The following is a 15,942-nucleotide window of genomic DNA, read 5'->3' as shown; positions in this document are numbered from 1 at the left end:
TAGGATGAACAGAGCGTTTTGGGAATACGTTTCCACGTCTCTGCATACATTATTCAGCGGCCCCTCGCGGGCGTGATCTCACCGGTCGCCTCGCCGCCATGGCCGCCCACCGGGCCGGCGGGGGATGAGTGGCGTGACAGTTGGCCGGCCGGGTGCTGAGGCCGATTCGCCCAAGCCCGTGGCTCACCTCTTGACCAGCGGCTGAGCGCTGTGATTCCCGGATGTGCGGTTCATTCAGGCCATCGCCGTTGGGGTTTCCGCCATCCAGCTCGTGGTCCGCGTCCCTTTCGGCCGCCGAGGCATCGAGTTCCGGCCGGGTTTCGTCGCCGCCGTGCGAGCACCGCTGCCCAACCGACCCCCTCTCGTGCCCCTGGCCTGCGTTTACCGGTGTTCTCGGCGTGGGCGCGTTCTCCCGGGGTTCGTAAAGATTTCATTGAGTGGAAGTCATTGGCAGGCAGGTCGGGCGGCATTTCGGGTGTTCGTGTGACCTCCGACTCATCCGGTCGGTGAGCTGGTTTCGTCGCCGTATACAATCGGCTCTTCGCGCGGACATATACGAGGGTCGACGCGCGGGCAAGGGCCGCCCCGGTCATTTCCTGGAGGCGTCGATGGCCGGGTTAATTTCTCAAGTTCGCTCGGTAAAGTCCGAGAGTCCATGAGCCCCGACCTACATCTGTGCGTCCCGTCGGGCATTCCCGGCCGGTGCGCGAACCGTCAACGCAGTCGGTCATGCATTGGTTGACAATTCTCGGGTCGCTGGCTTGAATTGCGGCCGTTATGGCGGCGGCGTCGCCGAGAAAGCGTTTCGATTCTGGTGGACGACTGACGAGAGCAGAGGCTGCCATGTGCGAATCAGGACGAGTGGACACCGGCGCTGTCGCCGTCATCGGGGCCGCGCCCGCGGCGCCCGTACGGACGGAGCGCGACCCCGGCGTACTGGCCGAGCTGACCGGTGTGCCGCTGCCCGCGGACCATGCGGTCGAACTGGAGTTTGCGTGGCTGGCCTGCGAAGACGCGGGCATCGGAGCGGACGACCTCGCGGGCGTCGGCGTCTACCTGGCCGCCGACGGAGCGGGCGGGGACGACGCGAGCGAGACGGCGCGTGTGCTCGGCCTCGCGGGCCCGTGCCTGACCGGGCACGACCCCGTCGCCGATGCCGTCGCCGCCGTGCGGTCCGGTGAGTGCGACCTCGCACTGGTCGGAGCCGACGGCGCCTTCGCCGTCCTCACCCGCGGGGACAGCGCGCGGACCGCGACCTTCGCCTACCGGCTCGGCGCCGACGACGAGTGGCCCGACAGCGTTCCCGCTCTGGTCGAGGCCGCGCTGCTCTCCGGCCGGCCCGAGCCCGGCCGCGCCGCGCCGGACGGGCCCGCCGTCCCGATCACCCTGTCGGCACACAGCGAGGACGCGCTACGGGCGCGGGCCGCCGACCTGCACACCCTGCTCGATACCGAGCCGACCGTCCCGCTCGCCGATGTCGCCTTATCCCTCGCCTTATCCCGCTTATCCGGTGCCACGGGCCGGCCCTCGCTCGCCCGGCGCGCCGTGTTCGTCGGCGCGGACCGCGCGCGGCTCGCCGGCGAACTGCTCGCCGTCAGTGAGGGCCGGCCGGTGCCGGGGCTCCTGACCGGGCATCCCGCACGGGCGGCGGAGAGCGCCGCACTTGTGTTCCCAGGGCACGGGCCGCAGTGGCTGGGCATGGCCGACGAACTACTGACCGCGTCGCCGGCCTTCGCCGAGCAACTGCACGCCTGCGCGGAAGCCCTCACGCCATTCGTGGACTGGCCCGTGATGGACGTGCTGCGCGGCACGGCTGACACACCGTCGCTGGACCGGCCGGACGTGGGGCAGCCCGCGCTCTGGGCGATGATGGTGTCCCTGTCCGCGCTGTGGCGGTCCTGGGGCGTGCTGCCCGGCGCCGTGATCGGCTCCAGCATGGGTGAGATACCGGCCGCGACGGTCGCGGGCGCGCTGTCCGTCGAGGACGGCGCCCGGGCCGTGGCCCTGTTCAGCCGGGCGCAGGTCCATCTGCTCGAACGCGGTGTGATGCTCTCCGTACTGGCGTCCGCCGACGAGGTGCGCGAGCGGCTGACCCGCTACGACGGGCTCGACCTCGCCGCCGTGCACGCCCCCGGCTCGGTCCTGGTCTCCGGGACCGAGGACGAGGCCGAAGAACTGCTCGCCGAGCTGGCCGCCGACGGCATCAGAGCCAGGAGCATCGCGATCCGCCTCGCGGCGCACGGCCGCCAGGTCGACTCGGTGCTCGACATGGTGCGCGCCGATCTCGCCCCGATCACACCCCGACCGACGGACGTGCCGATCTACACGGCCACCACGGGCACGAGAGTCGATCCGCTCGCGCTGACCGCGGACCACTGGTGCCGCAACATGCGCGGCACCGCCGACTTCGAGAGCGCCACGCGCGCCGCGCTGGCCGCGGGGCACCGTCTGCTGCTGGAGTCGAGCCCGCACCCCGTCCTCACCAGAGCCGTGCAGGAGACCGCCGAGGACGCCGCCGTGGAGGCCGCGGTCGTCGGCACATTGCGCAGGGGACGGGGCGGCGTCGACCAGGTGGTCGCCGCGCTGGCCGAAGTGCACGCGCACGGAGTGCTCCCCGACTGGGAGGCGGTGTTCGAGGGCCGGGACGCGCGCCTGGTGCCGCTGCCCGCCTATCCGCTGCACGCGGCGCCCGCCGCCGTCCTCGCCCCGTCGCTGGCCGACCGGCTCGCGGACGCCCCCGACCGGATCGACCTCCTGCTCGACCTGGTCCGCGCGCAGGTCGCCGCCGTCGTCGGCGGGGACGTCGAGTCCTCCGCTCACGACGACGCGCCGCTGCTGGAGCTGGGCGTCGACTCGGCGGGCGCGGTGGCGCTGCGCAACCTGGTGAACGGGGCCACCGGCCTGAACCTGCCCGTGTCGGCGGTGTTCGACAACCCGACCTGCCGGGGCCTCGCCGTCCTCATCGACCGGGTTCTGCTCGGCGGGCCCGTCGAGCTCGACGAGCCGATCGCCCCCGCCGCGGCGGCAGGGGACGACGAGCCGATCGCGGTGGTGGCGATGAGCTGCCGCCTGCCCGGCGGCGTGCGCAGCCCCGAGGAACTGTGGGAGCTGCTGTCCGCGGGCGGCGACGGCGTCACCGCCTTCCCCACCGACCGGGGCTGGGACCTGGACGGACGCTATGACGAAGACGCCGAGCGGGCCGGCGGCTACTACCAGCGCGAGGCCGGATTCCTGCACGACGCCACCCAGTTCGACCCGGAGTTCTTCGGTATCTCGCCGCGCGAGGCGCTGGCGATGGACCCGCAGCAGCGGCTGCTGATGGAGATCGCCTGGGAGGCGATGGAGCGGGCGGGCATCGACCCGACGGAGCTCCGGGGCAGCCGGGCCGGCGTGTTCGTGGGCGCGATGACCATGGACTACGGACCGAGGCTGCACGAGGCGCCCGCGGATCTGGAGGGCTACCTGCTCACCGGCAACACCGGCAGCGTCGCCTCCGGCAGGCTCTCCTACGCGTTCGGGCTCGGTGGGCCCGCCATCTCCGTCGACACGGCGTGCTCGTCGTCGCTGGTCGCCCTGCACCTGGCCGTGCAGTCGCTGCGACGCGGCGAGTGCCCCCTCGCGCTGGCGGGCGGCGTCACGGTCATGCCGTCGCAAGGCCTGTTCGTGGAGTTCAGCAGGCAGCGCGCGCTGGCCCCCGACGGTCGGTGCAAGGCGTTCTCGGCGAGCGCGGACGGGTTCGGCCTCGCCGAGGGCGCCACGATGGTGCTGCTTGAGCGGCTGTCAGACGCGCGGCGCAACGGGCACCCCGTGCTCGCGCTGATCAGGGGCACCGCGATCAACCAGGACGGCGCGTCCAACGGCCTCACCGCCCCCAGCGGCCCCGCGCAGCGCAAAGTGATCCGGCAGGCGCTCGCCGACGCGGGCGTGTCGGCGAGCGAGGTCGACGCCGTCGAGGCACACGGCACCGGCACACGGCTGGGCGACCCGATCGAGGCGGACGCGCTGCTCGCCACGTACGGCCGGGAGCACCCGGCCGACCGGCCGCTCCTGCTCGGCTCGGTGAAGTCGAACATCGGCCACACACAGGCGGCGTCCGGCGTCGCGGGCCTGATCAAGATGGTGCTCGCGCTGCGCCACGGCGAGCTGCCCAGGAGCCTGCACATCACCGAACCCACCCCGCACGTGGACTGGTCGTCGGGCGCGGTGTCCCTGGTCACCGAGACCACACCGTGGCCGGAGGTCGCCCGGCCCCGGCGGGCCGGTGTGTCCTCGTTCGGCATCAGTGGCACCAACGCCCACGCCGTGCTGGAGCAGGCCCCCGACGAGCTTCCGGCCGACCCGCCGTCGACATCGCGGCCGGTCCCGCTGGTGTTCTCCGCACGCTCGCAGGACGCTCTGCGCGCCCACGCCGCCCAACTCGCCACCGTCCTGGCCGGACAGGCGCCGGCCGACGTGGCGGACGCCCTGCTGTCCCGTTCGGTGTTCGACCACCGGGCCGTGATGGTGGCGGGCGGCGCCGAGGCACTGACGGAGGTGGCCCGAGGCGCCCAGTCCGCCCGCACGGCGGTCGGCGTCGCGCGCCCCCTGGGCAAGGTGGCGTTCGTCTTCCCCGGGCAGGGCTCGCAGTGGCTGGGCATGGGCGCCGCGCTGGCCGAGTCGTCGCCGGTGTTCCGCGACGCGCTCGACGCGTGCGCCGACGCGCTCGCCCCGCACGTGGACTGGTCGCTGTGGGACGTCCTGGCCGACGGCGCCGAGCTGGACCGTGACGATGTCGTGCAGCCCGCGCTGTTCGCCGTCATGGTGTCGCTCGCCGCGCTGTGGCGCTCCTACGGCGTCGAGCCGGACGCGGTGGTGGGGCACAGCCAGGGCGAGATCGCCGCCGCCCACGTCGCGGGCGCGCTGTCACTGGCCGACGCCGCCAAGATCGTCGCGCTGCGCAGCAAGGCACTGCGGGCGCTGGCGGGCCGCAGCGGACTCGTGTCGCTGGCGGAGACACTCGACGACGTACACCAGCGGATCGCGCGCTGGAACGGACGGATCACGATCGCCGCGGTCAACGGCCCCCGCTCGGTGGTCGTGGCGGGCGACATCGACACGCTGGACGAACTGATCGAGTCGTGCGACGAGGGCGTCCGGGCCCGCCGGGTCCCCATCGACTACGCCTCACACTCGCCGCACGTCGAGCCCATCCGGGAAGCGCTGGCGACCGTGTGGGCCGGGATCGAGCCGATGCCCGCACGGGTGCCCATGCTGTCCACCGTCACCGGTGAGTGGCTGACCGGGACGGACGCGGACGCCGACTACTGGTACCGGAACCTGCGCCAAACCGTGCTGTTCGAGGACGCGACCCGCGGCCTGCTCGACTGGGGCGCCGGTGTGTTCGTCGAGTGCAGCCCGCACCCCGTGCTCACCTACGGGGTGCGCGAGACGCTCGACGCGACCGATGGCGAGGCCGTCGTCATCGGCACGCTGCGCCGGAACGACGGCGACCTCGACCGCTTCCTGCTCTCCGCGGCCGAGGCGTACGTGGAGGGCCTGCCCTTCGACTGGCGCGCCACGGTGCCCGCCGGGCGGCGCGTGGACCTGCCGACCTATCCGTTCCAGCGCACGCGCTACTGGCTCGCCGGGACGGCCCGCCCGGTGGCGGGCGGCGACCCCGTGCTGGAGGAGTTCTGGACCGCGGTGGAGCGCGGCGAACTCGCCGCGACACTGGACGTGCCCGCCGACGCGCCACTGACCGACGTCCTGCCCAGCCTGGCCGACTGGCGACGCCGCAGAGTGGAGCGGTCCGCCGTCGACTCGTGGCGCTACCGCGTCACATGGCGCCCGCTCGGCGCCGCCGACGCACCGACCCTGACCGGCACCTGGTTCGTGGTCGGCTCGCCGTCCGAGGCGGAACACCCCTGGCACGCGGCGGCCGTCGACGCGCTGCGCGCCCACGGCGCCGACGTCCTGGAGGTCGACGGCTCGGCTGAGTCGCTGCGCGCCGCGGGCGTCCTGCCCAGTGGCGTGCTGTCCCTGCTGGCACTGGACGAACGGCCCGACCCCGCGTCGCCGGTCGTCCCGAGCGGACTGTCCACCACTCCGGCGCTGGTACGGGCGCTCGGCGACGCCGGCATCGGCGCGCCGCTGTGGCTGGCCACGACGGGCGCGGTGTCCGTCGGGCGCTCCGACCCGCTGACCAACCCGGCGCAGAGCCAGATGTGGGGCCTCGGACTGGCCGTCGGCCTGGAGCACCCGGACCGCTGGGGCGGCATCGTCGACCTCCCCGTGACCCCCGACGCCAGGACCGCGACACGGCTCGCCGCCGTCCTGGCCGGGCAGAGCGACGAGGACCAGCTGGCGATCAGGGCCTCCGGCGTGTCGGTGCGACGCATGACCCCGGCCCCCGCACCGGCGGAGGCATCCGCCTGGCGCGCCGACGGCACCGTACTGATCACCGGTGGCACCGGCGCCATCGGCGGCCATGTCGCCCGCTGGCTGGCGGCAAACGGCGCCGAGCACATCGTGCTGACCAGCCGCAGCGGCGCGGACGCGCCCGGTGCGCGCGAGCTGGAGGCCGAACTGACCGCGCTCGGCGCCCGGATCACCATCGCCGCCTGCGACGCCGCCGACCGGGACGCACTGGCCGAGCTGTTCGCCCGGCTCGACGCCGACGGCACACCGGTCCGCTCGGTCTTCCACGCGGCGGGCACCGTCCCTTCCCTCCCGCTGGCCGAGACCGGCACCTCGGACCTCGCGTACGCCCTGGCCGCGAAGGCCGTGGGCGCGGCCCACCTCGACGAGCTGTGCGCCGGGCGCGAGTTGGACGCGTTCGTGCTGTTCTCCTCCGGATCCGCGATATGGGGCAGCGGCGAGCTGGGGGCGTACGGCGCGGCCAACGCCTACCTCGACGCCCTCGCACAGCGCCGCCACGCCGCCGGCCTGCCCGTCACCTCGGTCTCCTGGGGCATGTGGGCGGGCGAGGGGATGGGCGCGGGCGACCTGGACGACCAGCTGCGCCGCAGAGGCATGCGCCCCATGCGGCCGGAACTCGCCATCGGCGCGCTCGCCACCGCCCTCGCGACGGGCGAGACGACGCTGACGGTCGCCGACATCGACTGGGCCCGCTTCGCCCCCGGCTTCACGGCGGCCCGCTCGCGCCCGCTGATCACCGAGATCCCCGAGGTCGTCGCGCTGGCCGCGCGGGACGAGGTGGAGCAGCCCACCTCCGGCGGGGCGCTGGCCGACCGGCTGGCCGGGCTCACCGAGGCCGACCAGCACCGGCTGCTGCTCGACCTGGTCCGCGGCCACGCGGGGGCGGTACTCGGCCACGACGGCCCCGACGCCGTCACACCGAACCGCGCGTTCCGCGAGCTGGGCTTCGACTCCCTCACCACCATCGAGGTACGCAAGCGGCTCAACACCGCCACCGGCGCCCGGCTGCCCACGACCGTCATGTTCGACCACCCGACGCCCGAGGCACTCGCCCGTCATCTGCACTCCGTGGTGCTCGGCGAACGGCAGAGCGCCGCGCCCGGCCGGACCGCGACCCGTGACACCGACGAGCCGATCGCGGTGGTGGCGATGAGCTGCCGCCTGCCAGGCGGCGTACGCGGCCCCGAGGACCTGTGGTCGCTCATCGTGGCCGGGCACGACGCCATCGGACCGTTCCCGGACGACCGCGGCTGGGACACCGACCGGCTGTACGCGGCCGACGCGGAGGCCCAGGGCCACAGCCGCACCCTGGAAGGCGCCTTCGTCGACGACGCGGGCGGGTTCGACGCGGGTTTCTTCGGCATCTCGCCGCGCGAGGCGCTGGCGATGGACCCCCAGCAGCGGCAGGTGCTCGAACTGGCCTGGGAGGCCTTCGAGCGCGCGGGCATCGCGCCGTCCTCGGCGCGCGACAGTCTCACCGGCGTGTTCATCGGCGCCTCGCCGCAGGGCTACGCGGGCACCCTGGAGCAGGCGACGCCCGAGATGGACGGCTACCGGACGACCGGTGACGCGCTGAGCGTCGTGTCCGGCCGGGTCGCCTACTCGCTCGGCCTGCGCGGACCCGCCGTCACCGTGGACACCGCCTGCTCGTCCTCGCTGGTCGCGCTGAACCTCGCGGTGCGTGCGCTACGGCAGGGGGAGTGCTCGATGGCCCTGGCGGGCGGCACGGCGATCATGGTGACGCCGACGCCCTTCGCCGAGTTCAGCCTCCAGGGCGGACTGGCCCCCGACGGCCGGTGCAAGCCCTTCGCCGACGCCGCCGACGGCGTCGGCTGGGGCGAGGGAACGGGCCTGGTCCTGCTGGAACGGCTCTCCGACGCACGGGCCAACGGCCATGAGGTGCTTGCCGTCGTCCGGGGTTCCGCGGTCAACCAGGACGGCGCGTCGAACGGTCTGACGGCACCGAACGGGCCCGCGCAGCAGCGGGTCATCCGCGCTGCCCTCGCCGACGCGGGCCTGTCCGCCTCGGACGTGGACGCCGTCGAGGGCCACGGCACGGGCACCCGGCTCGGCGACCCCATCGAGGCACAGGCGCTGCTGGCCACCTACGGCCAGGACCGCCCCGCCGACCGGCCGCTGCTGCTGGGGGCGCTCAAGTCGAACATCGGCCACACCCAGGCCGCGTCGGGCATCGCCGGCGTCATCAAGATGGTGCTGGCGATGCGGCACGGCGTACTGCCGCGCACCCTGCACCTCGACCGCCCGTCCCGGCACGTGGACTGGACGGCCGGCGCCGTGGAACTGCTGGCCGACCACCGGCCGTGGCCGGAGACCGGCAGGCCGAGGCGGGCCGCCGTCTCCTCGTTCGGCGTCAGCGGCACCAACGGGCACGTCATCCTCGAACAGGCCGAGCCCAGCCCCCCGCCCCCGGTGGCGGAGCCCGACGGCCGCATGCTGGCCTGGACGCTGTCCGCCCGCGACACCGCGGCGCTGCGCGAGCAGGCCGCCCGCCTGGCCGCCACCGTGGACGAGCGGCCCGAGCTGTCGCCGGTGGACATCGCCACGACGCTCGCCGTCGGGCGGGCCGCGCTCGACCACCGTACGGTCGTGCTCGGCGCCGGCCAGGCCGAACTGCGCGCCGGTCTCGACGCGTTGGCCGAGGGAGCCGACGACCCGGCCGTGGTGCGGGGCGTCCCGGACGCCGGCAGGCTCGCCGTGCTGTTCTCCGGCCAGGGCTCCCAGCGCATCGGCATGGGCCGGGGCCTGTACGAGGCGCACGCCGTGTTCGCCGACGCGCTCGACGAGGTGTTCGCCCACCTCGACCCCCTGCTCGCCGTGCCGCTGCGCGAGGTGGTCTTCGGCGACGACCAGGCCGTACTGGACCGCACCGAGTACACCCAGCCCGCGCTGTTCGCCGTCGAGGTCGCGCTGTACCGGCTCTGGGAGTCCTGGGGCCTGCGGCCCGACGCGCTCGCGGGCCACTCGATCGGCGAACTGGCCGCCGCGCACGTGGCGGGCGTGTTCTCGCTCGCCGACGCCTGCGAGATAGTCGCCGCGCGCGGCGCGCTGATGCAGGAACTGCCCGCCGGTGGCGTCATGGTCGCGGTGCAGGCCACCGAGGACGAGATCGCGCCGGAGTGCTCCGAGTACGTCGGCATCGCCGCCATCAACGGTCCGGACTCGCTGGTCCTGTCCGGCAGCGAACTCGAAGTGGTCGAACTCGCCGACCGCCTCAAGGCGCAAGGACGCAAGGTGACCAGGCTGCGGGTCAGCCACGCGTTCCACTCGCCGCTGATGGAACCGATGCTGGCGGACTTCCGCCGCGTCGTGGCCGCCGCGACCGCCAACCCGCCCACGCTGCCGATCGTGTCCACACTGACCGGCGCGCCGGTCGACGCCGAGGAACTGGCCTCGCCGGACTACTGGGTACGGCACGTACGCCAACCCGTCCGGTTCGCCGACAGTGTCACGGCACTCGTCGCGCAGGGCGTGACGACCATGGTGGAGGTCGGGCCCGGCAGTGTGCTCACCGCGATGGGCCAGGACAGCGCCCCCGACGCCGTGTTCGTACCCACACTGCGCACCGACCGGCCCGAAGCGGACACGCTCACCCTCGCCGCCGCGCGGCTCCACGTCCGGGGCGCGATACCGGACCCGGCCGCCGCACTGGGCGGCCGGGGCAACCGCGTCGACCTGCCCACCTACGCCTTCCAGCACGACCGGTACTGGCTGACCGCGGCCGTCGCGCCCGCGGGCGACGGGGCGACAGCCGCCCTCGGTGTCGCCGCGGGCGACCACCCGCTGCTGCGCGCCGCCGTCGCGCTGCCCGACTCCGACGGCGTCGTCTTCACCGGCAGACTGTCCACCCGGACCCAGCCATGGCTCGCCGACCACGGCGTCGGCGACCGGGTGCTGTTCCCCGGCACGGGCTTCCTCGACCTCGCCCTGCACGCCGCGGGCCACTGCGGGCTCGACACGGTCGAGGAACTGACCCTGCACGCCCCGCTGGTCCTGCCCGAGCGCGGCGGCGTCGCCCTGCGGGTCGCGGTCGGCACCGAGACCGACGGCAGGCGGGGCATCCGGGTGCACTCCCGTGACGAGGACGCCGACCGGGACGCGCCATGGACCGAGCACGCGACCGGCACGCTCACGGCGGGCGACGCGCCCGCCGCCGAGCCGGCGGCCTGGCCCCCGGAGGGCTCGACGCCGATGGACGTCGACCACGTCTACGACCGCTTCACCGAACTCGGCTACGACTACGGGCCCGTGTTCCGCGCGCTGCGCGCGGCCTGGCGCCTCGGCAGCGACGTATACGTCGAGGTCGCCCTGCCGGACGGGACCGGCGGCGAGGGCTTCAGCGTGCACCCCGCCCTGCTCGACGCCGCGCTGCACGCTCCCGTGCTGCGCGCGCTGGACGAGATCGGCGGCGGCCCCCGGCTGCCGTTCAGCTTCACCGGGGTGCGGCTGCACGCCGTCGGCGCCTCCGCGCTGCGGGTGCGCTGGTCGCCCACGGAGCAGGACGAGATGTCGCTGGCCATCGCGGACCAGACGGGCAGGCCCGTGGCGACCGTCGAGTCGCTGGTGATGCGACCGGTGGAGCTACGGCGGACCGTCTCCCGGACCGCCGACGCCCTGCTCGCGCTGGAGTGGGCGCCCGTCGACGGAAGCGGGGACAGGCCGGTCGGACTCGCCGTGCTCGGCGCGAACGACCTCGGTGTCGACGCGCCGACCGTGTCCGACTTCGGCGCCCTCGACGGCGTGAGCGACCTGCTCGCCCCCTGCCCCCGGCCGTCCGAGGCATCCGAAGTGCGCGACGTGGACGGGAAGACGGTGCGGGAGGCCGCGTCCTGGGCACTGGCCCTCGCCCAGGACTGGCTCGCCGACGAGCGGACCGCCCACACCCGACTGGTGTTCGTGACCCGCGGCGCGGTCGACACCGACTCGCCCGACCCGGCGCAGGCCGCCGTATGGGGGCTGGTGCGGTCGGCGTATACCGAGAATCCCGGGCGGTTCGCGCTGGTCGACCTCGACGACACCGACGCATCCGCACGCGCCGTGCCCGCCGCGCTGGCCTCGGGCGAGCCCCAGTCGGTCGTACGAGCCGGCCTGGTGACGGCGCCCCGGCTCGTCCGCGCCACCCCGGACGGCCTGCTCATCCCGCCCGCCGACGGCCCCTGGCGGCTCGACAGCGGGCCCGGCGGCTCGCCGGACGACCTCGCCCTGGTCCCGCACCCCGACGCCGTCGCGCCCCTCGCCCCCGGCGAGGTACGAATCGCCGTCCGGGCCGGGGGCCTGAACCAACGGGACGTGGGGATCGCCCCCGGTGCCCACCCCGGCGCCGCCGAGTCGGCCGGTGAGGTCGCGGGCGTGGTGACCGAGGTCGGCGCGGAAGTGACCGACCTGGCGGTGGGCGACCGCGTGCTGGGCCTCGTCACCGGCGGCTTCGGGCCGCTCGCGGTCACCGACAGCAAGCTGCTCGCCCCGATGCCCGCCGGATGGTCCTTCGCCCGCGCCGCGTCGGTGCCGCTGGCGTTCCTCACGGCCCACCACGCCCTGCACGACCTGGCGGGCCTGCGCCGAGGCGACTCCGTGCTGATCCACGCCGCGGCGGGCGGCGTCGGCATGGCGGCCGTACAACTCGCCCGGCACTGGGGCGCCGAGGTGTTCGCGACCGAGGACCCCGCCCAGTGGGACACCGTACGGGCGGCGGGCGTGCCCGACTCGCACCTGGCGTCCCCGTACGACGCCGACTTCGCGGCGAAGTTCGCCACCGAGACCGGCGGTCGCGGCGTGAACGTGGTGCTGAACTCGCTCGCGCGGGAGACTGCGGACGCCTCCCTTGAACTGCTGCCCGACGGCGGGCGGTTCATCGAACTGGGCAAGGCCGATGTCCGCGAACCCGACGAACTGCCGCCCGGCGTCGAGTACGCCACGTTCGACCTGACACGGCCGGGCCCCGACCGCCTGCGGGAGATACTGGTCGAGGTGCTGGCGCTGTTCGAGGCCGGCGCGCTGAGCCCGCTGCCGGTGCGCGCCTGGGACGTCCGCCGCGCGCCCGAAGCGTTCCGCCACCTCGGCGAGACCCGTTACACCGGCAAGGCCGTGCTGACCGTGCCCGCGCCGATCGACCCGGACCGCCCGGCCCTGGTGACCGGTGGACTCGGCACGCTCGGCGCACTGGTGGCCCGTCACCTGGTCGCCGACCTGGGTTTCCGGAACCTCGTGCTCGCGGGGCGCAAGGGACTCGCGACCGAGGGCGCGGAGGACCTGCACGACGAACTGGTGGCGCTGGGCGCCGAGGTGTCCGTGGCGGCCTGCGACGTGGCCGACCGCGACTCGGTGGCGGCGCTGCTGGCCTCGCTGGACCGGCCGCTCGGCGCGGTCGTGCACGCGGCGGGCGTCGTCGACGACGGAGTGCTTGAGTCACTGACACCCGAGCGGGTCGACCACGTACTCGGCCCGAAGGTCGACGGCCTGCTGCACCTGGACGAACTGACCAGGGACGCCGACCTGTCCGCGTTCGTCGTGTTCTCCTCGGGCGCCGGGATCCTCGGCACCGCCGGCCAGGCGAGCTACGCGGCGGCGAACACCGCGCTCGACGCGCTCGTGCGCCGCCGCCACACACTCGGCCTGCCCGGCGTCTCGCTGGCGTGGGGCATCTGGGCGGCCGCGAGCGGCATGACGGCGGGGCTCGACGCGGGCGACCGGGCCAGGCTCGGCCGCTCCGGCATCCTCGAACTGCCCACCGAGGACGCGCTCGCGCTGTTCGACGCCGCAATCGAGGACGACCGTGCCGCACTCGTGCCGGTCCTGCTCGACACCGCCGCGCTGCGCGCGCAGGCGGCGGACGGCACACTGCCCCCGATGCTGCGGGGCCTGGTCCGCGCCCCCGCCCGCCGCGTCACGGCGGCGACCACCCCCGTGGCCACCGCGACATTCGCCGACACCATCGCCGGCCAGTCCGCCGCGGATCGCGAGCAGACAGTGCTCGACCTGGTCTGCGCGCAGGTCGCGGGGGTGCTCGGCCACTCGGCCGACACCCAGGTCGACCCCGGTCGCGCCCTGCGGGACCTCGGGTTCGACTCGCTGACCTCGGTGGAACTGCGCAACCGGATCACCGCGGCCACCGGTCTGCGGCTGCCCTCGACGCTTGTGTTCGACCACCCGTCGGCCGCCGCGATCAGCCGGCACGTACTCACACTGCTCCCGCGCACCGAGCCCGAGCCGGAAACCGGCGTGCTCGACCAGCTCGACCGGCTGGAGAGCGCGCTCCTCACCCTCACCAACGACGGCACCGCCACAAAGGTGGACCTGCGGCTGCGCGCCCTCCTCGCCAGGTGGGGCGACGCGCGGGCCGGTGACCCGGTCGAGGACGTCGAGTCCGACCTCGCCTCCGCCACCGACGACGAACTCTTCGGCTACCTCGACAACGAACTTGAGACCTCGTGACCAGGCCGGACCGCGTCGATCCCGTCCGCACCGCCGTAAGGAGCACACGCCAGATGGAGAACGAGGACAGGCTCCGCGACTACCTCAAGCGGGCCACCACCGATCTGCGCACCACACGCCGACGCCTGCACGAGGTCGAGGAGCGGGAAAACGAGCCCATCGCGATCATCGGGATGAGCTGCCGCTACCCCGGTGGTGTCGAGTCGCCGGAAGACCTGTGGCGGCTGCTGGTCGACGGCGGGGACGCCGTGGTGGAGTTCCCCGCCGACCGCGGCTGGGACGTCGACGCGCTCTACGACCCCGACCCTGAACACGCGGGCACGTCGATCACCCGGCACGGCGGCTTCCTCCAGGGAGCCGCGGGCTTCGACCCGGCGTTCTTCGGGGTCAGCCCGCGTGAGGCACTGGCGATGGACCCGCAGCAGCGGTTGCTCCTGGAGACGTCGTGGGAGGCGTTCGAGCACGCGGGCATCGACCCGGTGCGCGCCAAGGACACCAGGACCGGTGTGTTCGCGGGCGTGATGTACAACGACTACGCCGCGCGGCTCCCGCAGGCGCCCGAGGGGTTCGAGGGCTTCCTCGCCAACGGCAGCGCGGGCAGCATCGCGTCCGGCAGGATCGCCTACACGCTCGGCCTCGTCGGGCCCGCGGTGACGGTGGACACGGCCTGCTCGTCCTCCTTAGTGGCGCTCCACCTGGCGATGGTGGCGCTGCGCCGCGAGGAATGCTCACTGGCACTCGCGGGCGGCGCCACTTTCATGTCCACGCCGCGCACGTTCGTCGAGTACAGCAGGCAGCGCGCCCTGTCCCTGGACGGCCGCTGCAAGGCGTTCTCCGACAGCGCCGACGGCACCGGCTGGGGCGAAGGGGTCGGGATGCTGCTGGTGGAGCGGCTGTCCGACGCCCGCCGCAACGGCCACACCGTGCTGGCAGTGATCCGCGGTTCCGCGGTGAACCAGGACGGCGCGTCCAACGGCCTGACCGCACCGAACGGACCGTCCCAGCAGACGGTGATCACCCAGGCGCTGGCGAGCGCGCGACTTACTCCGTCCCAGGTGGACGCGGTCGAGGCACACGGCACCGGAACCACACTCGGCGACCCGATCGAGGCACAGGCGCTCATCGCGACCTACGGCGCGGAGCGGACCGGGGACCGGCCGCTGTGGCTCGGGTCGCTGAAGTCGAACATCGGCCACGCCCAGGCGGCGGCCGGCGTCGGCGGCATCATCAAGATGGTCATGGCGATGCGGCACGGTGTGCTGCCCAGGACCCTGCATGTCGACGAGCCGAGCAGCCATGTCGACTGGTCGGCGGGCACCGTGGCGCTGCTGACCGAGGGGCAGCCGTGGCCGGAGACCGGCGAACCGCGCCGCGCGGGTGTGTCCTCGTTCGGCGTCAGCGGCACGAACGCCCACATCATCCTGGAGGAGGCGCCCACCGCCGATCCGGAGTCCACGGTGGACGCCGGCCCGCCGGCCGACTCCGCCGCGCCCGCCGCGCCGTCGCCGTGGCTGCTGTCCGCCCGGACCCCCGACGCGCTGCGCGCACAGGCTGACCGCCTCCGGTCCGCCGTGGAGGGTTCCGCCGACTTCGATCCGGTGGGCGTCGGCTTCTCCCTGGCCACGACACGATCCCTGTTCGAGCACCGTGCCGTGCTGCTGGCCGAGGACCGGGCCACCACCACCGACCGGCTGGCCGCCATCGCCGAGGGGCGTGGCGGGCCGGGCGTTGTGGTGGGAGAGGCGACGCCGCACCGAGTGGGTTTCCTGTTCTCGGGTCAGGGTTCGCAGCGGCTGGGGATGGGTCGTGAGTTGGCGGGGCGGTTCCCGGTGTTCGCGGAGGCGCTTGACGGGGTGTTGGGTGAGTTTGATCCGGTGGTGCGTGAGGTGGTGTTCGGTGAGGATGCCGAGGCGCTGAATGAGACGGGGGTGACGCAGCCGGCGTTGTTCGCGGTCGAGGTGGCGTTGTTCCGGTTGCTGGAGTCGTGGGGTGTCCGGCCGGATGTGGTGGCGGGTCATTCGATTGGTGAGTTGGCGGCGGCGTATGTGGCGGGTGTGTGGTCGTTGGCTGATGCGG

The 15,942-nt window shown here is 74.0% G+C and carries 2 protein-coding genes; both read left to right on the top strand.

The window, feature by feature from the left end; translation table 11 throughout:
• Nucleotides 1-861: 861 nt before the first annotated feature.
• Nucleotides 862-13,866, top strand: coding sequence for a type I polyketide synthase (locus M1203_RS12145; RefSeq protein ID WP_249949634.1), 13,005 nt, complete (start codon nucleotides 862-864; stop codon nucleotides 13,864-13,866).
• Nucleotides 13,867-13,919: 53 nt separating this feature from the next.
• Nucleotides 13,920-15,942 (top strand): type I polyketide synthase (locus M1203_RS12140; protein ID WP_249949633.1); only part of this gene is annotated, 2,023 nt, incomplete at its 3' end.

The sequence above is a fragment of the Streptomyces sp. 35G-GA-8 genome, assembly GCF_023534745.1.
Lineage (GTDB): Bacteria > Actinomycetota > Actinomycetes > Streptomycetales > Streptomycetaceae > Streptomyces.
This window is presented reverse-complemented; position numbering and strand designations above follow the sequence as displayed.